The sequence below is a fragment of the Haloarcula amylovorans genome (genome assembly GCF_004681185.1).
In the GTDB taxonomy this organism is placed as follows: domain Archaea; phylum Halobacteriota; class Halobacteria; order Halobacteriales; family Haloarculaceae; genus Haloarcula; species Haloarcula amylovorans.
Window position 1 is genome coordinate 973796 of record NZ_SRIF01000002.1, and the last position, 21292, is coordinate 995087.

A 21292-nucleotide genomic window follows, 5' to 3' on the forward strand; every position below is an offset into this window, starting at 1 on the left:
TCTGGCTCGCTTTAAATCCAATTCCTGTCGTACGGTTTTCCCGGCGATGAACCAATCCAAAACAAGCCATCACCGGTCACCCGTTGTCGGCTCATGGCACGACGCCAATTTCGAAAATCCGGAATCTGACGTCTGGCCATCCGATTGGAAGAACGACGAACGATGGATGGCTCGTTCCACGAAACTACCTTTTGCACCGTGGGCGGATCCGAATGATGAGGAGATCCCCTGCAACTGTACTGATACGGGTGTTCAGGGCTGTGATGAATGCGATGATTGTGACGCACGCTGGAAATGGAGCAACGCGAAGCTCTGGACCACGCTTGACCAGGCACTGACAGCAGCCGAAACACACCCGCGATCCGATGGTGTTGTCACGATCATTGACAGTCACGACGGTGAATACACTGACACCGGTGACTCCTACGCATTCGTGGACGGCGACAATATTCGCTGTCCAGAAACCGGCGAAGTTCACCCAGCGTTTCTCGGTGTTTTAGACCGGCTCGGTGTGAGTTACGCCGATATCAGTACGAGCGGCACCGGCGTCCACGTTCTCTACCGAGGGCGACTCCCTGAGGCAATCACTCAGGCAACCTTCGAATTGGATGACGAACCCTGGGGCGCGAACGACGCCGTACCATCGGTCGAAATCTACGACCAGAAGCACGTCTGCGTCGTGACCGGTGACCATGTCCCCGGTACTGGGATCAGCATCCGGGAGTGGGACGATGACGCACTCGAGGAAATCCTCCTCGACGAGCTCGGCGAGGAGGCCCTTGACGATGAGACAGGGTATGACACGGGCGATGAAGACAACAATCTCGATCTCACGGATTACGAGCCAGAAGCAACCAGCAGTGACGAAGAGACTTCCCGGATTCGAGACATCTACGCCGCAATTGACAAACTGAAACCAGCGGATCTGAACCTCGATCAGTTGTATGCGGGCACGGATTCAGCAGGCTGGTCACATTGGGATCCGAGTGTCTATCGTCCCAGCGATAGCAATGAGAGCCTTCACAGCCCGGACCGGCAGGTGTTCCACGACCACAAAACCGGAGAAGCGTTCGGTGTTCTCGGGTACTTTGCGGCCGCACATTCTGAGATAGACTGTCAAAAGCCGTGGCACCTGGACGGTGCTGCGTGGTGGCGCGCCGTCGAAGAAGCGCGAGAGCTCGGTGCTGAAATCCCAGCGTACGTCGAAGAAGATGGGCCAGCATCCCGAGTCACAACGTGTGAACCACTCGATATTGAGCGGGAATCGCTCGATATTGACGCTCGTCGAGAAGCGATGCAAGGGAAGCGGTATGATGCGTTCCGAGATCATGATGGCCTGACGATCTGGGCCGACGAGGCAGGAACGGGGAAGACGACGACAGCGGCGCTCGCTGCCTACGAGCGTGACCAGTCACACACCCTGTTATTCCAGCAACACGCCAAGGCCGACGAATTCCTCAAAGACGACGTGACTCCCCCCGAAGACGAGTATTACCACCTGCTCGGCGCCGGCCAGAAGCGCAATGATGCCTGCCGGCAAGCGGACTGGGCGGAAGACAAAGTGTGCCCGAAGCACGACCAGCATCTGAGTGATTGCGGGCATATGTGCCCAGTGTATGATCTGGAGGACGCGCACCCGATTCGCAGACTCTACGATTACGTCGAACAGTCATACGGACCGATCCGTGCGCACATTGAACTCAGTGAGATTCTCCCGAAGCACGACGATGACGGTTGTCCGTGGGTGCAACAGTTCGACGAGCTCAAGGAGGCATCGTACATCGTCGGGGTGCACGAATACCTGCGATTGAGCACGGTCACTTCTGATCGAGACGTTATTGTTGACGAATCGCCGGCAACGCTTCAGACAGACCGGTCCATCGGGGTTGAAGCGCTCACACGTTTCAAAAATACTGCTGCCACGCTTGCCGAACTCGATGGGACAGAGGCCACGCACCAAGAACTGGCGCGATTCGCCGGTGACATCATCGACGCACTCACGGATCCGACCGCTCCGGATGACCTCGCTGAGCTCGATCCACCCTCCATTAGTAATCCGTACCGCCGTAATCTCAGCGCGTACGAGCGTGAAAACGAGCTGGATCAGCGAGCCTCAGAGCCTCATCCCGCTGAGAATCTCGCCCGCGCAAAACTGGAATATTGCGAGACGCAGCTCCGGCGGGTTGAGGACGCGGCAATCGACATCGCGGAAGACGGAGCTGGAGCTGACATCGACCTTGATTTCGCCCCGATGCTCCACGACGCGATTTTCGCCGCGGCAAGTGACGCTGGCCTCAACGAGGACGTCGTGCTCGCTGCTGCTGCCGCTCCAAAGACTCTCATATCTTGCCCGGCGTGCGGCGACGATCTCATGGAGCAGGCTGGACAGCGCGTCTGTCCGAACGATGACTGCGGGTGGAGGGAAGACGAGGATCACCTCGTACCGCGCCTCAAATACGCGGACAAAGCCCGTCGCACGGCGGAGCTAGTCATTGACTCTGGCGACCCGAAAACTGACCATGGGCTTGTCACCCGAACCCGACCGCATCCAAAGACGCTCCCCGACGATCCGCTCATCTTGAACGCGACAGCACGGCCTGAAAAAGTCGCGCGCATCTGGGAAGTCGATCCAGATGACATCGCGCTCGCTGGGGACGAACCGGTCACGGCCAACATGAATGTGACACAAGTCCTCAACGGGCAGTTCCATCCAGGAACGATCAGTGACTACGAATCAGTCCAAACCCGTATGCAAGACGCGGTTGACAACCTCGCCGACCTATACGAGCAGCCGCTCCTCGTCGGACCGTACGATGTCGTTCAACATGCCCACTCCTGGCTCGACATCCCGGAGAACGCGATGGTTATGCATTTCCACGCGGCTCGCGGCTTCAACCGGAGCGACTGCGACGCTGTCGTCGTGCTCGGAGCCCCGCATCCACCCGTAGACGAACTCCAGCGCGAAGCCGAACTCCTCGCTGTCCAAAACGACGACGTCCGTATTGGCGGGACGGAGCACGGCCCCCGAGACGGTGCCGGGGGCGACCCGATTTGGCGGAAACTCGACTATGAGGACAACCAGGGAAAGGGCCGGGCTGTCAAAGCGAAGACCTACACGGGGCTTGTCGGGACCCTGTTCCGCGAACACCGCGAAGATGAACTTGAGCAGATCGTCCACCGGGTCCGTCCCGTGCTCGCGGATGAAACGAAGCACGTCTACCTCCTGACGAACGTCCCAACTGACCTCCCCGTCGATGACATTGTCCGTCTCAACGAACTTTCCGACGGCATTCGCAGTACCCTTGACGTTCCCGATGCTGCGCTTGACCTTGCGGAACTCATCCACCATGCCGCAGCTGACGACATCGACGGAGTCCGACCAGACGACCTCCTCAGACGAGCCGGTGGCGCGCTGTCGTCGAGTCCGAATCCCGGAGCCGCCGGCGGCCAGATTATCGAGCTGAATCGGCGCGCCATCCATCGCCTCGCAACGATGCCGGCGACGCGGACATTCGTGTCCGCGAACAATTTGGGAATCGACATAGACGCGCTCGATGTCAGCTACAAGACGATCTCCCGCTGGGTAGATGCGCTCGAACGCATCGGCCTCCTCACGATCGGGGAATATGAGCATCGGTCAGGAGAGATGCTCATCATCGATCTTTCCACTTTGACATCCGCACTAGAAGTCCTAACTAATAGCGAGAATGTCAAAGTGGCCGTAACCCGGGAGATACGCCGTCTTCTCCGCGAATCGGAGTCCGCAGCGGAATGGGTCGCGGCGGCGCGGGATCTTTTCGGGCTTGGCACTGACGCGACAGCTGATGACGAGGGGGAGTCGGCGGCGACATATGGGGGTGGTAGCGGGTGAGTCACGTCTCGTTCGGTGGCAATGCCTCTGGCTTTCTGTGGTGTCCGGAGCGGTCGGAGAGCCGCGTCGCTGTGCGGCGGCAATCCGCCTGCTCGCCAGCGGAGCGCGGTAGGGGTCTCCACCGAGTCGGGCTACTGTGGGGCCCGTCGTTGCTCTACAGCTCGACAGGTTCGTTCGTACGGAGCTGTCGGGCGGGGCATCGGCGGCCCCTGATCACCGCCACCAAGCAAACTAAACGTATGTCAATAGACGCGAATTCACCAGGTGATTCGGCTAGAGTACAGATCCCGGAGGGTTGCATAAGCGAGACGGCAGCGAACCGGGATGTCTCGGAAGAAGCGCTCCGGGAGGCGATGGCCACGGTTGAAACGGAGGCCGCGAGTCGAGCGAGTGATCTTCGGTTTCGGTTCGCCGCCGATGACGGAAGCAACACGACATCCCGGTTCGGGTTGTTGTTCGTTGAGGTAACAGAGCCGGACTGGTATCTCTTCGGCGAATTGTGCGGCCTTGACGGGCTAGAGCGACGCGCGGTCCACGAGACGGTGTGTCGAGCGGCCGAAAAGGCAGGAAAATCCCTGGCGAGATTACGATATCATCTCGTGATCCCAGTCACCGCGATCGGCGATTCAGTCCAGCAATGGTGTCAAAACTGCGAGGAGCGGCACAGCGACTGGGACTGGTTCAATGACGGACTCGTCTGTGAGCGATGCGGCACGAAACTCAGCAACAATGACCACCGATAATTTACGAATAAACTCACCGCCAGCGCCAATAGTTGAGCGTCTCCCTGACCCATACACAGGACCATTGCCGGAGGGAGAAGAGCCGTACCAGCTACATTACTGGGGGCCGCGACGATTCCAGGCTGTAGACGTTGATAGGACTACTAGTCAGGACAAGCTCCTCATTCGAACGAAAAACTGGGGCACAATTCGTGTCCATGACAATGAAGTCTCCTCAAAAAGTATCGACGAACTAGAAGGCGAGTGCTGGCAGTTCGTCTTCAGGCAGGTGAATCCTCCAGATACAATCATCGGCAAGGAGATCGTTCCGGAACTACGATGGCTCCGAGGTGTCAGACCGGGAGCAGTGCATCCCGAGCAGACGCATCTATCTGACTTCGATAAAACAGATAGTAACACTCCCGGTGAGAATCAGGCTGCGTGCAGCGATTAAGCGATTGATCAGCGGTTCGATTGGATATCCTCGATGGTGTCTGCATCGAGGAGGTCACGGACGTTCTTGAGTCCGCCGTCAACAGAGACCGGATCGGTTCTCGTCCAGTCATCGCTGACGTACACCGGCTCTTCTCCGTGCGTGTCGAGTCCGGTTAGGGTGAAGCGACAGTTGAGCGGGTACTCGTCGCCGTCGATCGTGACCGTGTCGTATTCACCGGCGACATCGTAGCCATCGCCGGCTGGCAAGTATCCGAGGAGTTCGATTTGATCCCCGATGATCCACATCTCGTGGTTGACGGTGACCGCTTCGGCACCCGCGTCAACGAGCTCCTTGACGAGTGTTCGGAGCTCAATCGTCGCATCACCGCGCGGTGTCGGCTCGCGGTCTTCGCGGACGAACGTTCGGAGAGCTTCGATCCCGTCTTCGAGATCGACGGCGTCAACGCCTTGCAGGTTCTCCGGTACGGCGACTGGGATTCGGCGGTGAGTGTGGAAGTCGCCGGTGTACCGATCGCCGACTGAGACACCTGTGACGAAATGATCTCCGTCGATGACTACGCCGTGGTTCTCCTCGATGTATTCGGCGAGCTCTTCTTCGAGGGTGGAGACGACGAGATGGAGACGGCCATTTGCGAGGGAGTCCTCAGGAACTGCGATGAATTCGGCGCCACGAGTATAGCAGTCCCGGAGGAACTCCTCGACGTCGGTTCCGTTGTATGTCTCTTCGAGGACCCGTTGGAGGGCATCTGCTTTTGTCTCGCCTGGCCGGCGGCGATTGTTTAGTGCGCCCACGAGGTGGGCATCAAGTTCGATGGTTTGGGTCGGTGTGCTCATGCGGGTTTTCACCCAGGAACAGGTAGTGCTGTTATTAATAAATGGGTTAGGGACTTTGAGTCCAGAATCGACTCTCCCTATTGCGTTCTTCGATGGAAAGAGGGTCTTCGATTCTCTGTTAAATTTTGTGGTAATGGAAATCCAGGGAATGCAGCGGGTTCGAATCCACTGAGTTGGAAATGAACCAAGTGACGAGAGAGCTGCCAGGCCGAACTACTGGGATACACACGACGATGGAATTTCGGGGAAAGCGACGGGTTGGACGATCTTTGGTGAGTAGAAATGCGGGTGGGTGGCTAATCCCGGAGGAATTCGGGTTACTTGGCAAAGGGGCCTGAATCCCTCAGTGCTCCGTAGGGCGGCCGTACGGTATAATTTAAACTACAACCCTCTGTTTGATTGCGGTTTCCACCGTTCTATGTGTACGGCAATCCTCAGCGTCCAACGCCCCTAATCCTGCCGTCTATGCGGGGTACTCAGATGGGTGGCCCGGGTGTTGGTCCCCCGGGGCAGAGTTTTAACCGCGAGTTGTGGCTACCCCCGAATAGAATGAGAGGATTCCCTCCAGACGTCGCAAGAGCCGATTCGAGCGGGTGTCCTCTCGGTCATCGAGGTGACCGAGAATGACGGAGACCCTCAGAGCGGCAACCTACATTGACAAGGGCGGAACGGGTAAAACGACGGCAACAGCGCATCTCGGGGTTGCTTGTGCGCGGCAGGGTCACGAGGTATTGTTGGTCGATCTCGCAGGGAAGCAGGGCGACCTGGCGAAGCAATTCGGCGTCTGGGACAATTACCGACAGCACATCGAATCGGATGAAGCGTGGCCGAACGTAACGACGGTATTTCAGGACGAGTGGGACGCGATTGCGGAGAAGTTCGGGGAGGAGGTCGTTGAGGAGCTCATCATTCGGACAAATGAGCGCGTCGATATTCTTCCGAGTCATCCAGGTTTAGACGCATTAGATGCAGAACTCAACGAAATCGACGATATACGAGAGCGCTATGGGCGGTTCGATCGCTTCTTGACTGACTATATCGACCCGCTCCGGTATGATATCGTCTTAATCGACCTACCCGGTGTCTCAACTAACGTCTCATATAACGGCCTGTGGGCCGCTCGGAACGTTGTCGTCCCGGTGAAGCCAGAGAAATTCGATGTGAGCCAGCTACGGCGGTTAGAGGCGGATATCCAGCGGATGCAATCGACGTTTGACGCTGGAATCGAGGTGACGATGGTCATCCCGAACGGGGTTGATCTTCGGACACGGCTCGCAGATGCGTATCTCGATGCGCTCCGGGAGGAGTATTCAGAGACAGTAGCTCCGATAGCAGTGCCGGACAGTCAGGATGTGAGGAACGCCGCGGCAGCCGGGCAGACAGCGTTTCGATTGTCCTCACCGTCAGAAACAGCTGAGAAGGCACGACGCGCATTCGTTCGGAACGCCGAAGCGCTCGTTGATCGCTTGCAAGAATCGGAGGTGCAACGAGTATGACGGACGAGGTAGACGACTTGGAGGCCCTCCGTGTGAACACGGAAACCGGCGACCGGCTGGACGCGGTCAAGCAAGACGATGTCTCATCGGGCGAAGAGAATCCAGAGGATGACAAGGAACAGGAGACGGTTAGTGAACCTGCGGCCTCAGATACTACGTCGGAGACGAAAGACGAGGAAGATAGTTCCGACCCGACTTCTACCGACGAAGGTGTTCCCTCCGGGACTCTACAGAACAATCACCCTTCAAGCGGAGAGGTAGATGAAAAACTACTGACTGCGCTTGACGCCGCTCTTGACGATCTCGAAGGGAACGATCGCGCGTTACACATCTGGGACGGGAACCTTGCCGCGGTTGTCACAGTACTCGACTCGAAACCAGAGTGGAGAAAGCAGGTTATCTCGGAGATCGACGCCCGAACGCAGGCAGATGTCGATATCGACAGTCAAAGTGAGTTTCTAAGCCATCTACTTCGAGTTGGCTTGGACGAGGTTGCTCCGGAAGCTATGGATGCACTCCGAGAAACGAAGAAACAGCGCGCACTCCGGAAACTATAGACGATCCTCTCGGAAGGTCGAGTAGACAACCGAGAGGAATTCCGATAGGGAATACAAGGGGTAGAACTGGAGAGATTGTGAGCGGTAATCCTCTCGGATCTACTCGCTGGTGAATCAGACTATAGTCTCCCGAACCTACCAGTTCCGCAGGACAAACGCGACGGCCCGCTGGCGTTCCGGCGGGAAAACCACCTGCGGAACGTGTTAAATCTCCCGCTGACGGCCAGTTCAAGGGGGCGTCAGCGCACCAGTAAAAGAATGGTACAGTACCCCATTAGAGGGAGTTCAGGAAAATGTGCGGAACGGGCCACCTACCAGTCGAGCGAGATGACGAATTCTCTCTCGATGTCGAGGCCGTCTCGGCCGAGTGTGTTCCGCCAGAGCCAGTCGGTGGTGGCCCAGTCCTTGACGGCCCAGTCCACCTCCCGCTTGGCGAACGCTTTGCGACTCTTCTCTCGCGCCCAGCTGAGGCGCGGCTCACTGTCGAACGTCCCGGTGGGGAGTTCGGCGAGGCCGGCGCGCTGCCAGTGGTTCTGGACCTGGAATGCAGTCGTCCGGCTATCGAACATTACCCACGGTGTGCCCTGGGACTGGAGGTCGGATAGCTTGAGGTAGGTAGAGCGATGCAGCTGCCAGTTCTGGTGTCCAGTGACGACCTCAATAAAGGCCTGCTCGCCATCGTCACCGTGGATGACGAGGTCTATGACGTAGTCACCTACCGGGACGTACGTCTCGACGTCTCTCCCCTTCGCGGCGTGCCAGAGGGCGGCGAGACCGACGGTGACGCGGTGTAGCAGACGCTCTCGAGGGTCGCCGCGCAGATCTGGGAGGTCGTCGCGGCCGGTGAGGAGCGTCTTCGCCTTCAGCGTCGGCGCCCACCAGACCTTTCGGCGGAGGACACGCGTCGGTTTCAGAAAGACGCTCGCTCGCTCTTCGAACCACTGGTGGTCGCGGAAGGCTTCGACCAGATCGTCGTTGAGGTTGGGATCCTCGAAGAGTCGCTGGAGATCGGCGTCGTCGAGATCGCTGAACACCTCGTTCCAGCGCGGACACTTGTCCAGGAGGATGTGCTGGCCACGGACGACCTCGCCGTTCCACAGCCCGGCGAGCCGACACAGGGCCTCCTTCCGGTCCTCGGTGAGTGTCATCGACGATTCCTCGCCGCCGGTAAGCGTGACCGTCTCACCGGACATCAGGCCGTCCGGGCGCTTCCAAGGCGGGAGCATTTGTGGGTCCACCTCGACACGGCGCGGGTCGTAGCCGTCGCGGGCCTCGAGGTACTCGTGGGTCACCCAGGCGACGTGTGGCGCGGGATACGCTCCCATCACGCGGACGAGGTCCTCGACATCGGCTGGAGCGCCAGGGTCGTACTCAAGCGGCCACACGTCGGGATCGGGGCCGTGCGGGTCGGGGTTGAGGTCGCCGAACACCGCGGGGTCTTTGTGCCAGCTCCCGTCGGGGTTCCTGCCGACGTCTTCCCGTTCGAAGATCCAGATGTCGTGCCCGTCGATGTCGAGAGGATAGGCCCGATCGAAGTCCTGCAAGGAGCCGACTTGGTAGTCGTCGTACTGTGCGTCACGGTCGCTTTGGAGGTCAGGGGGACCAGGCGGCATACTTGATACTTGCAGATTGTCCTCCTAAAGGCTAAGGGCGGTTCGGGCGTTTTAGACGCTCTGAGACACAATTACAGTGAGTATGGCGCACTCACAGTGACGCTAAAGCCGAGGGAAGACGAGCAAAGGCTACAGCTTAGACGTAAGGTGACTAGCTAGGAGATCAGGTACACCCCGTGTTGCGACGGGTGCCGGCCTCGGCGTGACCGCAGCGCCGAAGGGACACTCCGAGTGTCATCGTTACACTCGGCGTGACGCTACAGCTGGGTGATCAGCTGTTATTTGAAAATATGCCGCGACATGTCCTGTTGAATGAGCTTTGATTCCGAGACTTCAACCGATTCTCGGAGCGACATCTGTCTTGATGCGAGAAGCGAAATTGAATTTTGACAGGAATGGTGATCCACTTGGTGTTGCTATCGTCCTCTCTGGCGAGGAACTGGAGGAGCTAGGAGTTGATTTAGACAGTGACGCTGTTGCGTATTGGATCGAGGATGGAGAACTTCAGTTCGAGGGACGGAGTCAGTGAGCAGGTAACGAGGCGCCCTCCGTCAGCGCTCACCGCTGGTTAGTCCAGCTTTGGTAGCACGAATCGGAGGGTGACATCGTTTTCTGTAGCTAATTCGTGGAGGCTGTTCGCTATCTGCCCGTCATCGTGGCGGAGCAATCCATAGTTCCCGAAGACGAGACACCAACGCTCTACGTCGGAGGGGAGGTCACCGAGGCGTTCGATGTCGTCAGCGATATCCTTGTACTTGCTCCCGGAGTTCTCCGGCCTGTGCCGGAGGTAATTGATGTTTTTAACGTATTTGAACTCGAGTCCAGCCAAGAGGTCACTTGGATCGAATTGTTGGGTTCCTCCGTCTAATGTGAGGGTGACCCCGTCGTCGAACAGGCCAAGATCCATTCGCTCTCTGTGTGGAAACGGGAATTTCTGGCCGCCGATTTCACAGTGTGCACAGTCAATTTCGGTCACGTCTCGATAGCGGGCAGTGTACTCTTTGTGATCTGGTACAGAGCCACGGGCAGTCCCGTCCTCGATCTCGACTTCCGAAACATCTACCGTCCCTATTGCATCTACCAGTCGGGCTCGGATGTCTTCGGCAACTGCGCGTTCATCACTGAAGTTGGCGGGATTATCTCTGAAAGCTTGTTCCGTACGATTCAGGGCTGTCTCGATGGTGCTTCTCCAGGGATCCGTCATATATCGAGCGAAGTGTTGACCTGTAATGAAGGCAATTTCGGGTATCGCGGGGTTCAGTTTGAGTGGTTGGTCACGCACACGTCGAGTCCTTGGACCTCGACTGGACGGACGTCTGGCGCGTCCACGACTGCTTGACTCTTGTCGAAGGTGACAATCTGGCCGGCAAAAACGTGTCTCGCTCACATCTGCGGGGAAGAATGCACAACGAGCCTTCGAATATCTTCTCTCGTGACTTCAGGGCGGGTCCTCATCAAGCTCTTCTTTGGCTTTTTCCACAGCCGTTGTGAGTCGCTCCGACAACTCCTCTTCCCAGTCAGTGCCGATGCTCTGATCATAGAGTCGGATGAGGCGGAGAAAGCCGATATACATCAGTTCTGATTCCGTGTCGTCCAGAAAATCGTCTTGACTCCCGGAGGCTAATACCTCAAGCAAGTTCAGGTCCTCTATCGCACCGACCATCCCGAAATCAACTAGCGCTGCCGCGATATCCCGTTCTAGGTGAGTATGACCTGGGTGATTTTCGTCAAGTCCTTCTTCCAGTACGTCGCTTAGGTACTCGATAGTTCTCCCACTGAGGAATCCTGTTCGTTGAGCAGTGGACCTTGGTGCGACTCCATCTCTATCTGTTTCATCAGTGAGTGGGTCGCCACACTGCCCACAGTAGTAGTGAGTCTTCCCAACTTCGTTTCCACAGTTCGTGCAATACGGCATATTTAGGTATATGAGCCCTTGGAAAGTGAGAGTAATCTCTTTGGAGATAACCTGTGGCGGTAAACAATATCTCAGACGCTCTTCTTAATGTTCATGGGGGGATCAGGGAAACCTCTCGAACCGGATCGAGGATAACGACGATCTCTCTGACTCAACCCATCGAGAAGTAAACCGGTTCTGAACAGCACTTATAGTGTCGCCGCAGCAAATGGTTCGATATGGCAAGTATTCCAACGCTATTTGCCGAATTTCTCTCAAACATCAGACCCAAAGATAACCATATCGAGGACTACAAAAGTGGTCACAGACGGTTACGTGAGAAGCTACAAGACGATGATTCTGTTTCTGAGTTCTACGTTGCGGATTTCTTGCAGGGGAGCTACAAGCGGTCAACTGCTGTCAAACCGCGAGGAGATGAGAAGTCTGACGTTGACATAGTCTTCGTCAGCAACATTGAGAGAGAAACGAATCCCGATGAAGCATTAGAGCTGTGTGTTCCATTCCTTCAAAAACACTACGACGATGATGAGTGGAAGAGGAATGATAGGTCGTTCAAGATTGAGCGCGATAGCGTAGAGATTGATTTAGTATTAACTGCAACCCCAACAGAGGCAGCTAGATCAGCTGTAGAGTCCATGGGCGCGTTCGAAGTAGAAGAGAATCTTGGGATTGAGAACAAATCGGTTCTTTCTGAAGCTCTTGGGATGAATGCTAAAGGAGGGGGCGGACAGTGGAAAGATGAACCGCTATATATCCCCGATCGGCGTCTACAAAAGTGGGAGAAAACCCATCCGCTGAAAACACTCGAGTTCACTTCAAAAAAGAACAGTCTGACAGACGGCCATTATGTGAATGTGGTTAAAGCGCTCAAGTGGTGGCGGCGATGCAAAACACCAGATGTTGAAGGTCCTTCGAGTTACCCACTAGAACACCTTGTCGGTGAATGCTGCCCTAACTCGTTGGATTCAGTCGCACAAGGTGTAACGAGCACTTTGGAACAGATTCGGGATGAGTATCGCAGCCATGCAGCTCAGAACCGGTCACCCGAATTGCCGGCACATGGTCTCCCGAATGTCGATGTCTTTGACCGAATCGACGGAGACGAATTCGCTGAATTCCATTCGTGTGTGGTTGACGCTGCCGATATAGCTAGAACTGCATACGGCGAAGACAACAAATCACAGTCTCGGGATGAATGGGTTAGGCTCTTTGGAGATGAATTTCCCCCGTACGAGGGGTCGGACTCGGATAATGAGGACGGGAAGGCCGTTTCATTTTCTTCCTCCGAAAGCACTGAAGTTTCAGACCAAGAGTTCGCGTGGTCCAATTAACCGATGCTGCCGACCGAAATTGAGGCGGGAATAGCCTCAGTTGGGGAACTTGATAACGTAGAGATCCTAGAGGATCCTTGCTTTATTGACAGCGACTCGAAATGGGTTCTCAAGATTCGTCTCTCTCCTGACGATATTAATTCGGACTCATCAATTCCTGGGAAAACCGATTGGTTTGTTCATATCTCATCCTCATATCCTGCTGGTAGTATTACGATCTACCCGTCAGCTCAGAACAGTATTACTTCAACTTATCCGCATCAGCGACTGAACGTACGAGGAGATACAGACAATCCTTGGAGACAGGGAAACATATGCGTCGCAAGGTATGGATTTTCGCTTAATCAATCTGGAGCAACAGGTGAACCGCACAGTGCAGAGAATAGATTATCTTGGCATCTACAGAGGGCGCTTCAATGGCTGAGTAAGGCTTCAAACGGGGAACTTCGGAATCCCGACGAACCGTTCGAGATTCCTGAGTTTAATACTAAAACGGGAGATCATCCACAAGTAGCTTTTGAGGAGACTCGAGAGTCCTTAGACCAGTGGATGAACTGTGTCGGCGCTCGGGGGACTGTTGAGCTCACCCAGTTGAGTTTGTCCTCGGACATTGTCGTAACTGAGAGCTTTGAACATGAGGAGGTGGGACAGGTGACGGAATCGGACTGGGGCGAATTTGTAGACGAACATCGGACAAGTAGTCACACAGGCGCCTGGGTATTCTTAGAAGAAGTCCCATTTCGGACACCATGGGAACCTCCAGAAACCTGGCAGGATTTAGCACAAATTTTGGGCTCGACTTCTATAGACCCTTATGAACTACTCGCCGAAATCAGGCCAATTTTAGAGGACGAATCACTCAAACTTCTTCTCGTGGGATTCCCGATTCCAGAGACTATTGCTGGTGATCCTGTTGTAGTCCATTGGCAACCGATTGAGATCAAGGATTTCGAAGATCCGACGGATTACGGGGGTCACCGTCCTACCGAACGGGGGAGAGAGTTTGCTGCGAGATTCGGGAAGCGAGGTGCGGATGTTCAGTGGCTAAAGTCAGAAAATTGGGCACATGAGCAGCTCTCGCGGCGAGGTGCATTTTCGGATTGGTTCTGGGACAAAAATGTTCTATTGATTGGTGCGGGAGCGTTGGGCAGTACTGTTGCCGAGAACTTGGTGAGGGCCGGGTGTCAGAATTTAATTGTTGTTGACGGGGAACCAGTTGAAATCGGCAACATGGCTCGCCATACTCTAACGTTAGAACACTTGGGAGAAAATAAGGCTTCAGCATTAGCTAAGCGGCTAAGAAAAATATCCCCGCACGTCGAAGCTGTGAGTATTGACGAAGACTTTCCACCTGATGACCGGATGGAGAAGATTGATTCGGCTGACATCATCATAGATTGTACTGCCTCAAGGACCGTTCGACGTGCACTAAACGAACGTCAATGGGAAAATCCAGTACTGTTTTCCTCTGCATCAATGGGACGTCGTGGCAACCGGTTATTCAACTTCATTGCATTCTCCCATAGTTTTCCGTACGAGGACTATCAAGAAGTGATGAGAGCTTGGCGGCTGAAAGAGCAAATTGAATGGGATGACGAGAACGATGCTGTTCCTGAGCGAGTCGGGTGCTGGCACCCAGCATCGGTCATCCGAATGGATCGAGTCATGACTTGGGCTGGTACCATCTCTCGGTTCCTTAGTAAATCTCTGGAGATTGGACGAGGCGGGTTCGAATTTACAGTGTTAGAGACGAATGACGAAGACAGTCTCCCTCAAGTAACTGAAGCTGATAGACCGTTCAAAGACGTCAAAACATTCGAAGCAGAGAAATCCCAGGCACAGGTGCAGTTGCCTCAAGAATGTTACAGCGCTATGAAGGATCGTGCTCGCCAGTCACATCCTTGCGAGACTGGTGGGATTGTCGCAGGGGCAGATATTGAAGAGACTACAGCGCTTGTCGTTAATGCAAGAGATCCTCCAAGGGACTCTATTGAGGAACCAACCCGTTTCCTTCGGGGGACTGAGAAGGTCGATGAGTGGCTAAAAAATGCGAGAGATAGTATGGGAATCCACTATCTCGGTGAATGGCACTATCATCCTTCCAGCGCTCCTGAACTATCCAGTGATGATATAGACTCTATGAAGGAGATCACATTCAACAAGGATTACGCATGCAAGAACCCTCTCCTCTTTGTCCTCGGAGGCGATGAGTCAGCAGGCTACACGATGAATGTCTACTTATTCTACCAGGATGGTGACTGGGAGAAGTTAACTACACTTGATGATGGCAGCGCTTCTAATGGAGGGGCAAAGAAATGACAAACCCCCTGGGAAGCGTCTTTCTGAGCTATAAACACCAAGACTCAGACGTGCCGGACCAACTTGAAGAGACGCTAAAGAATCACGGAATTCCTCTCTGGCGAGACATATCCCATCTTCGGGCGGCACCAATGCATCAAGAGTTGAAAGACGAACTCCGAAAGTCGGGAATTTCGGGGGCTGTCGTTCTACTCAGTAAAGAAGTAGCAAATTCGGAGGCGATTCTCGATATTGAACTCCCTACCATCCATGAACGATGGAGGGCCGATGATACGTTCTTTACTGTTATCACTCTGTATCCTGAACTCGATTATTCCGGAGCAAATGACGTCCTCAAACAAGCTAGCTCATTGTATGACTTCTCGAATTGGCATATGGAATCCTTGGATTCGTCTAGTGCAGACGCTTACAGGGAGATTGCGAAGTCAGTTTTACAAGAAAGATTAGATGCGATCAACGAATCAATCGACGCTGATAGGCCGATTGAGTGTAGCTTAGATACCTATGCCGAACCTTCCTATGGTAGCGATTTAGCTCTTGAAATAGACTGGTCGAGCTATTTTGAGGCGGTGGAGTTGCCGATCGAGGACGAATGGAACGATTATCTGCTCCCTGTCTTAGGGGATATCCTGAACCAAGTCAAGCAATCCGCCCCAGAGCGGCGAGTAGTTTTCCGTGGACAGGCCCACCTACCCGCTTCTTTTGCACTCGGCTACCATACCTCGACAACCTCGTCAATCCAAGCAGAGTGGAAGCCTACGTTCTCCTCAGACGGAATTTGGTCCAATTACAGAGACTCCAGAGATAGTGGACTCGATTGGGAATTGAGGACAAATTCGGTGTCAAATACTGATTTAGCAGTGCTGGTCAACGTTACTGACCGAGTTGAGCCCGAAGTGGGGAACACCAAACCTGAGCTTCCTCGTTTTAATGGTATACTCGAATTCACACCTGATGATGGAATAGGGACTCATCTTTCCTCTGCTGAGGCTGCTCATGCGGCAACCGTATTCAAACAAGGAATTCGGAACGCGCTTGACGAGCTACAGAATACTAAGAAAATACACCTATTTATGGCCGTTCCGACTGGTCTCGCGTTCCTTTGCGGCCAACAGACAAACACTTTCCCGCCAATTCAGACGTACGCATTCGATGATAATAGTCGAGAGTACCAGAAGGCAGGTGAGTTAGAAAATTAATTAGAGGGTCTGAGACGACTTCTTAGTCGAAGCTTGGTAGGTGTTCGCGTCGCTGGTTCATCTTCTGCCGCGACGAACGCGCGTCGTAGTGCTCATCAAGTGTTTCCTTGCTCACATTCATTCTGTCGGACACAACTGTATCGGGCACGTCTTCTGATAGGAAATGCGTGATCGCGCCACGCCGAAGCGCGTGTGGCGACCGGGATGACGGACATTTACTCGCCTCGTACCGCCGGTCCCGCGCGTCGCACTCTTCCGGATCTCGGTCATGCGGACATTCCTCTCCGGTCACACACGGGCGGGTCAGCTGGTACGTATAGTAGCGAAACGTGTTCGTCGTCATCCGGCCATGTCCAGTCGCCAACAGGGGCTTCCGTCCGTGCTCGTCAGTCACCTCCGGGCGCTGTTCCTCGATGTAATCGCGTAACACACCGACCAGCTGCGACGACAATGCGATATCTCGCTCGCCGTGCGCTCCGTTCTTCAGCGGTGTTCCTGTATCGGGGCGATGGCGGATTTCGATGTACGCGTTTCTGAGGCGCACGTCGTCGAGGTCGATTGCCAGGAGTGAGCCAGTGCGCGCTCCGGATTCCCAGAGTAACCGCGCGATCACGTGCTCATGGGTCGCGTACTCGTACTTGTCGAGGTACGCGAGGAGGTCTGCGGCCCGCTCTGAGGGAAGGATGTCGCCGCTCTGTTTCTCGTCGGCGTCTAACGTCGGACTTGTTACTGATTCGGCGACGCCGTCCCGTACCGCGTCGATGTCTTCGCAGAACCGCAAGAACACGCGGAGCGTGTCCATTTGGCTCTTCAGGGTGGGCGAGCTCACCTCGGCTTTCCGGTAGAGCTTGAACCGGTGCGTGTCTCGACCAGTTACGGCATTTAGATTCTCGATGCCCTCCTGAGCACACCATTCGATGAATCGCTCAAGTCGGTAGCCATGCGATTGCAGCGTGGCTTCGGAAACCTCATCGCGTCGATCCTGTTTATATAGCTCAACGCCGTCCGTAGGAGTCAATGGCTCTAGGTCTTCAGGGTTCATTTGTGCTGCCGCAGGGCGCGGTCCTCGCGCACCCCGGGAAGCCCGAGATCCGTACGGCCACGCGGAAAGCGCAAAATCCCGTGGTGGCCCCGGTGGTGGAAGCCCGGAACGGCCGCCGTTAGGCGGCCGCACGCCCGGACCCGCGAAACCGCTCTTACGGTAGCGCTGGTGTAATGAGGGCCGGCCCATTTTTGCGCCGCGAACGAACTCGTGAGCGGCACACACGTAACAGGTGAGCGTTAGTCGTCGACTCGCTTCGCCGCCCATTCCGTCCCAGCTACCCAGCTCATCTCGTCTGCATCAGCGAACGCCGAATGCTGGCTGATATATCCATCGAGGGGGTTGTCGGGTATCCGCGCTATGTCGTCTCTCGACTGGATTTCCCACGGGCTCTGAGCCCAGAATTCCGCTACCGAGTCGAAATCCGTGTATTCCTGCATGAACTCCCGGCTGAATAGCTCGGCTAACGAGAGTCTGTCTTCTCTTCCGGCTCCTTCGTCACCCTCCACAGACGACTATAATTGGTAATCAGTAATACATGTTATTCTTGTACTGTCAAATGACACGAGCGTTGACTATAATAGGGACCGATCTCCGTAACGGCGGTGTGAACGCAGGGAAACGACGACTACAGAGATGCCCGTAGGATGGTTGGAGCGGAACCGCACACGCTCTCAGCGACCAGCGGTATCGCTGCCCTGCTGTTACACGGTCACTGGATCTCGTGTGGAAAAGTAACGGTTACTGATGTTTCTCACCGACACTCACTCCGCTTTCGAGCCGTTCGTGTTCGTTATCTCGACGAGTGAGGCGGATTCCGGCTCTAACTCTGCGTCCTCGACGGGTAGCGTGAAGTGGAACGCCGTCCCCTCGCCGACGGTGGACTCGACCCAGATGTCGCCGCCATGTCGCTGGACGATGCGGTCGCAGATGGCGAGGCCGATGCCTGTCGAGTCCGCCTCGTCCACGCCACTGGCGTCGCCGTAAAATGCGTCGAAAACCTGGTCGACCTGGTCTTCAGGAATCCCGATGCCGTCGTCTTCGACGGTGAACTGCCAGACGTCTCCCTCGCGGGTCGCGTCGACGTAGATGTGTGGTGCCTCCTCGTTGTACTTGATAGCGTTACTGACGAGGTTCTGGAACAGTTGGACGAGTTGGTCGCTGTCGCCGGTGACCACCGGCAGCGGCTCGCTCTCGACGTCTGCGCCGGCCTCCTCGATGGCGACTTCGAGGTTGCGCTGGACTGTCGCGAGGACGGATTCGCAGTCGACTGTTCTGAACGGGTCGCCCTCGCGGTCGATGCGCGAGTACGTCAGCAGTTGATCGATCATCCCCTGAAGGCGACGCGCGCCGTCGACGGCGAAGCCGATGAACTCCGTGGCGTCTTCGTCGAGTTCGTCACTGTAGCGGTGTTCGAGCAACTGGAGGTAGTTGCGCACCATCCGCAGTGGCTCTTTCATGTCGTGGGAGGCGACGTAGGCGAACTGTTCGAGTTCGGCGTTCGAGCGTTCCAGTTCGTCGACCACCTGGTCGAGTTCGGCCTGTTTCCGTTCGAGTTCGGCCTGCTTCTGTCTGAGGTCACTGATGTCGCGGGCAATGCCACAGATGTAGCGTGGCTCGCCGTTCTCCGTGACCAGTGATACCACGAACTCACAGGGTGTGTGCTCACCGTCCACAGAGACGAGGTCGTACTCGCCCGTCGTGTGGCCCTCTGTGAGTACCGATGCGAGACTCTCGAACGCTTCCTCCCGGTGTTCCTCTGCGATGAACGCCATCGGGTCACTCTCGGCGAGCTCCTTACCGCTACGGCCGGTTATCTCTTCGAGACGGGTGTTCCACTCGACCATTTCGCGGTTGACCGAGAACACGAAGAACGCGTCGAGGAGGTTGTCGAGAACCGACTTCATGAACTCGGGATTGTCCCACAGCGGCGTGTCCCGATAGTCGTACCCCAACTCTTCACCGGTATCGTCCGAGACCGAGTCGAGGTGCGGACTCGACTCCGTAACTAACTCGGCAACGGCCGCCGGTACCGTATCGGCGTCGGTTACGGTGCGGTCACAACGGTCCGTGGGAGGGTTGGAACAGTTGGAACGGTTGGAACAGTCCCCATCGTAGACGACGACCGGTAACGTCGGGAGGTTCTCGACCACCCCGTCGAGGAACATGTCCCGATCACCAGGCTCGCCTGCGTACACCACACAGTCGAAAGCCGTTCCGCCGAGGCGCGCGAGGGCGTCCTCGTGCGTGGCCGCGAGACAGACAGTGAAATCCGTCTCGTGCTCCTTGAACGCGTGAATCGGGCTCATCGCTTCGCCGACGTAGAGAACGTGAAGTGACGGCGTCATCAACCTGTCACGGAGACGTTAGTGCCTGTGGAGTTAACTATTATTACGGATTATCGGAGAAGTCGGTAACTGACCGGCCACTTACCGGCGGGTAAGCGACCGCAGTTAATGTTCGGTTAGCTTACACTTATGGGTAGAAAACGGCCAAGATGTGTTTAGACAGGGCCTAACCGATGTCATCCACGCAAATCACCCAAACCGACGCACGAACCGAGACCGTTGCAGACGCTCCCAACCGTTGCATCGACGACCTCGCCGAGCACATGTCAGAGAACATCTGCAAAGGCTTCATCACCCACGACGACCGCCAGCGCGAGGCGTGCATCGAGGCGTTCTTCGAGGTCGACCGCTACCAGTTCCCGCACCTCTCCGAGGAAGCGGCATATCGAGCCGCGACCGCCTACGTCGACGCGCTGTGGGCGAAAGACGACGTCGAAGAACCGTACGTACTCGAAGACGGCTCGCTCGATCGCGAGCCGCTCGATGACGCCGACTGGAGCCCCGTCGTTGAGTGCCTCGAACGCCGCGCCGACATCGTGGGTATGTCCCGCGAGTACGCGACGGCGACCACCGACGGCTGGAGAAAGCACAAGACCGGCGGCGACTACTGGACGCCACACATGCGCGCACAACTCCACGAGGTCCGCGCGGCGCTCGACGACGCCGAGTACCCCCACAAGCGCGGCACCAGCCAGTCCGGCCTCGGACCGCTTCCCGCCCGCTACCTCGTCGGGATCGAACTTCACGACATGAAGAGCGAGGAACACTGGAAGGAAGCCGTCGACGTCATGCAGTCGTACTACGCTGAACTGCTCCGCACCCAACGCGACGACTGAACGCGAGCGATTACCGCGACGTAACGAAGGGTAACTCGGCCGGGTACGGGCCGAACGATGCGGTGCGGTGTTTCTTCTCTCCGTCTCTCCGCCGATCGAAACTCGACACACGTAACCGTTCTCGCCGAAATCGCTACCCATGCGCCAGTTCGTCGTCGTCGGCCACGACGCCCCGACATCGCCGGAGTTCTCGCTCGACGACCTCGCCGGGGCCGCCGGTCGGTTGGACGTGCTCTGTCGCTGTGTCAACAGCGCCTTCTTCCTGAGCCACGACATCCGAGAGGACGTTCGCGCTCACCTCGTGTTGGCCGACGAGTACACAGTCACGTTCGACGGCGGTGACCTGCGGCGACTCAACCCCGACGAGCGGTCGACGGCGGCCCTCGTCCGCAACGCGCTCGAAGAGCGTGAGGAGGCCATCGGTCACATTCCCGTCGAAACGTCGCCCGGCGTCTCGCTGACCCGACGCGGGTTCGAAGGGACGCTAGAGGACGCGGCCCGCGATAGTACCGTCGTCCAGTTACACGAAGACGGTGACCCGGTCGTCTCTGTCGACCCGCCCGCGAATCCGCTGTTTGTCCTCTCTGACCACCACGACTTCACCGAGGACGAAGCCGCGCTGCTGGGCGAGCGAGCGGCCGAACGCGTCTCGCTCGGTCCCGAACGGTTACACGCCGATCACGCGATTACCGTCGCACACAACTACCTCGATACCGACGGGTTCACCGACTATTGAACCACTGGCCGGAGAAA

General features: G+C 56.3%; 17 protein-coding genes. 10 read left to right on the top strand and 7 right to left on the bottom strand.

What is annotated here, in order from left to right; genetic code table 11:
• Window positions 1-511: 511 nt before the first annotated feature.
• Both E4S61_RS12215 and E4S61_RS12220 read left to right on the top strand, forming a co-directional pair.
• Window positions 512-3871 carry a hypothetical protein gene (locus E4S61_RS12215; RefSeq protein WP_135304213.1) on the top strand — a complete coding sequence of 1120 codons (3360 nt, stop codon included), beginning with the start codon at window positions 512-514 and terminating at the stop codon, window positions 3869-3871.
• 239 nt (window positions 3872-4110) lie between these two features.
• Entirely contained in the window at window positions 4111-4614 is a 504-nt protein-coding gene (locus E4S61_RS12220; protein WP_135304214.1) for a hypothetical protein, read from the top strand.
• Window positions 4615-5055: 441 nt separating this feature from the next.
• On the opposite strand, the gene E4S61_RS12225 is transcribed toward E4S61_RS12220, so the two are convergent.
• On the bottom strand, window positions 5056-5883 hold the full coding sequence (locus E4S61_RS12225) for a hypothetical protein (RefSeq protein WP_135304215.1): 828 nt from the start codon (window positions 5881-5883) through the stop codon (window positions 5056-5058).
• A 623-nt stretch (window positions 5884-6506) separates the two neighbouring features.
• Here E4S61_RS12225 and E4S61_RS12230 point away from each other — a divergent pair.
• Together E4S61_RS12230 and E4S61_RS12235 are read left to right on the top strand one after the other, a co-directional pair.
• Window positions 6507-7379 (top strand): ParA family protein, encoded by an 873-nt coding sequence (locus E4S61_RS12230; protein ID WP_135304216.1) that lies wholly within the window; start codon window positions 6507-6509, stop codon window positions 7377-7379.
• Complete coding sequence (locus E4S61_RS12235) at window positions 7376-7936, top strand: hypothetical protein (protein WP_135304217.1); 561 nt, start codon at window positions 7376-7378, stop codon at window positions 7934-7936. Before E4S61_RS12230 ends, E4S61_RS12235 begins: the two co-directional genes overlap by 4 nt.
• Window positions 7937-8247: 311 nt before the next feature.
• Here E4S61_RS12235 and E4S61_RS12240 read toward each other — a convergent pair whose 3' ends face one another.
• Window positions 8248-9549, bottom strand: coding sequence for a hypothetical protein (locus E4S61_RS12240; protein WP_135304218.1), 1302 nt, complete (start codon window positions 9547-9549; stop codon window positions 8248-8250).
• Window positions 9550-9913: 364 nt separating this feature from the next.
• On the opposite strand from E4S61_RS12240, the gene E4S61_RS25430 reads away from it, so the two are divergent.
• Window positions 9914-10078, top strand: a complete 165-nt coding sequence (locus E4S61_RS25430) for a hypothetical protein (protein WP_167768488.1) — start codon at window positions 9914-9916, stop codon at window positions 10076-10078.
• 39 nt (window positions 10079-10117) lie between these two features.
• Here the strand turns inward: E4S61_RS25430 and E4S61_RS12245 are convergent, their stop codons facing one another.
• Window positions 10118-10753, bottom strand: a complete 636-nt coding sequence (locus E4S61_RS12245; protein WP_245180705.1) for a hypothetical protein — start codon at window positions 10751-10753, stop codon at window positions 10118-10120.
• Window positions 10754-10987: 234 nt separating this feature from the next.
• Window positions 10988-11464 (bottom strand): zinc ribbon domain-containing protein, encoded by a 477-nt coding sequence (locus tag E4S61_RS12250; protein ID WP_135304219.1) that lies wholly within the window; start codon window positions 11462-11464, stop codon window positions 10988-10990.
• A gap of 218 nt (window positions 11465-11682) precedes the next feature.
• On the opposite strand from E4S61_RS12250, the gene E4S61_RS12255 reads away from it, so the two are divergent.
• The 3 genes from E4S61_RS12255 to E4S61_RS12265 are packed head-to-tail and all read left to right on the top strand — an operon-like array spanning window position 11683 to window position 16313.
• Window positions 11683-12795 carry an SMODS domain-containing nucleotidyltransferase gene (locus tag E4S61_RS12255; protein ID WP_135304220.1) on the top strand — a complete coding sequence of 371 codons (1113 nt, stop codon included), beginning with the start codon at window positions 11683-11685 and terminating at the stop codon, window positions 12793-12795.
• Window positions 12796-12798: 3 nt separating this feature from the next.
• Window positions 12799-15114 (top strand): ThiF family adenylyltransferase, encoded by a 2316-nt coding sequence (locus E4S61_RS12260; RefSeq protein ID WP_135304221.1) that lies wholly within the window; start codon window positions 12799-12801, stop codon window positions 15112-15114.
• Complete coding sequence (locus tag E4S61_RS12265; protein ID WP_135304222.1) at window positions 15111-16313, top strand: SAVED domain-containing protein; 1203 nt, start codon at window positions 15111-15113, stop codon at window positions 16311-16313. Before E4S61_RS12260 ends, E4S61_RS12265 begins: the two co-directional genes overlap by 4 nt.
• A 22-nt stretch (window positions 16314-16335) precedes the next feature.
• On the opposite strand, the gene E4S61_RS12270 is transcribed toward E4S61_RS12265, so the two are convergent.
• The 3 genes from E4S61_RS12270 to E4S61_RS12280 form a co-directional block, all read right to left on the bottom strand.
• Complete coding sequence (locus E4S61_RS12270) at window positions 16336-17622, bottom strand: tyrosine-type recombinase/integrase (protein WP_342447922.1); 1287 nt, start codon at window positions 17620-17622, stop codon at window positions 16336-16338.
• Complete coding sequence (locus E4S61_RS12275; protein WP_135304224.1) at window positions 17595-17864, bottom strand: hypothetical protein; 270 nt, start codon at window positions 17862-17864, stop codon at window positions 17595-17597. Before E4S61_RS12275 ends, E4S61_RS12270 begins: the two co-directional genes overlap by 28 nt.
• Window positions 17865-18119: 255 nt before the next feature.
• Window positions 18120-19703 carry an ATP-binding protein gene (locus E4S61_RS12280; RefSeq protein ID WP_135304225.1) on the bottom strand — a complete coding sequence of 528 codons (1584 nt, stop codon included), beginning with the start codon at window positions 19701-19703 and terminating at the stop codon, window positions 18120-18122.
• Between the two features lie 173 nt (window positions 19704-19876).
• On the opposite strand from E4S61_RS12280, the gene E4S61_RS12285 reads away from it, so the two are divergent.
• Together E4S61_RS12285 and trmY are read left to right on the top strand one after the other, a co-directional pair.
• The gene (locus tag E4S61_RS12285; protein WP_135304226.1) at window positions 19877-20539 is read left to right on the top strand and encodes a hypothetical protein; all 663 of its coding nucleotides are present in this window, start codon (window positions 19877-19879) and stop codon (window positions 20537-20539) included.
• 139 nt (window positions 20540-20678) lie between these two features.
• Window positions 20679-21275 (top strand): tRNA (pseudouridine(54)-N(1))-methyltransferase TrmY, encoded by a 597-nt coding sequence (trmY, locus tag E4S61_RS12290; RefSeq protein ID WP_135304227.1) that lies wholly within the window; start codon window positions 20679-20681, stop codon window positions 21273-21275.
• Window positions 21276-21292 lie beyond the last annotated feature (17 nt).

Excerpts from the sequence above, each read along its gene's own strand:
- E4S61_RS12220 (WP_135304214.1), top strand. The coding sequence starts at position 4,111 with ATGTCAATAGACGCGAATTCACCAGGTGATTCGGCTAGAGTACAGATC.
- E4S61_RS12225 (WP_135304215.1), bottom strand. The coding sequence starts at position 5,883 with ATGAGCACACCGACCCAAACCATCGAACTTGATGCCCACCTCGTGGGC.
- E4S61_RS12230 (WP_135304216.1), top strand. The coding sequence starts at position 6,507 with ATGACGGAGACCCTCAGAGCGGCAACCTACATTGACAAGGGCGGAACG.
- E4S61_RS12235 (WP_135304217.1), top strand. The coding sequence starts at position 7,376 with ATGACGGACGAGGTAGACGACTTGGAGGCCCTCCGTGTGAACACGGAA.
- E4S61_RS12240 (WP_135304218.1), bottom strand. The coding sequence starts at position 9,549 with ATGCCGCCTGGTCCCCCTGACCTCCAAAGCGACCGTGACGCACAGTAC.
- E4S61_RS25430 (WP_167768488.1), top strand. The coding sequence starts at position 9,914 with ATGCGAGAAGCGAAATTGAATTTTGACAGGAATGGTGATCCACTTGGT.
- E4S61_RS12245 (WP_245180705.1), bottom strand. The coding sequence starts at position 10,753 with ATGACGGATCCCTGGAGAAGCACCATCGAGACAGCCCTGAATCGTACG.
- E4S61_RS12250 (WP_135304219.1), bottom strand. The coding sequence starts at position 11,464 with ATGCCGTATTGCACGAACTGTGGAAACGAAGTTGGGAAGACTCACTAC.
- E4S61_RS12255 (WP_135304220.1), top strand. The coding sequence starts at position 11,683 with ATGGCAAGTATTCCAACGCTATTTGCCGAATTTCTCTCAAACATCAGA.
- E4S61_RS12260 (WP_135304221.1), top strand. The coding sequence starts at position 12,799 with ATGCTGCCGACCGAAATTGAGGCGGGAATAGCCTCAGTTGGGGAACTT.
- E4S61_RS12265 (WP_135304222.1), top strand. The coding sequence starts at position 15,111 with ATGACAAACCCCCTGGGAAGCGTCTTTCTGAGCTATAAACACCAAGAC.
- E4S61_RS12270 (WP_342447922.1), bottom strand. The coding sequence starts at position 17,622 with ATGGGCGGCGAAGCGAGTCGACGACTAACGCTCACCTGTTACGTGTGT.
- E4S61_RS12280 (WP_135304225.1), bottom strand. The coding sequence starts at position 19,703 with ATGACGCCGTCACTTCACGTTCTCTACGTCGGCGAAGCGATGAGCCCG.
- E4S61_RS12285 (WP_135304226.1), top strand. The coding sequence starts at position 19,877 with ATGTCATCCACGCAAATCACCCAAACCGACGCACGAACCGAGACCGTT.
- trmY (WP_135304227.1), top strand. The coding sequence starts at position 20,679 with ATGCGCCAGTTCGTCGTCGTCGGCCACGACGCCCCGACATCGCCGGAG.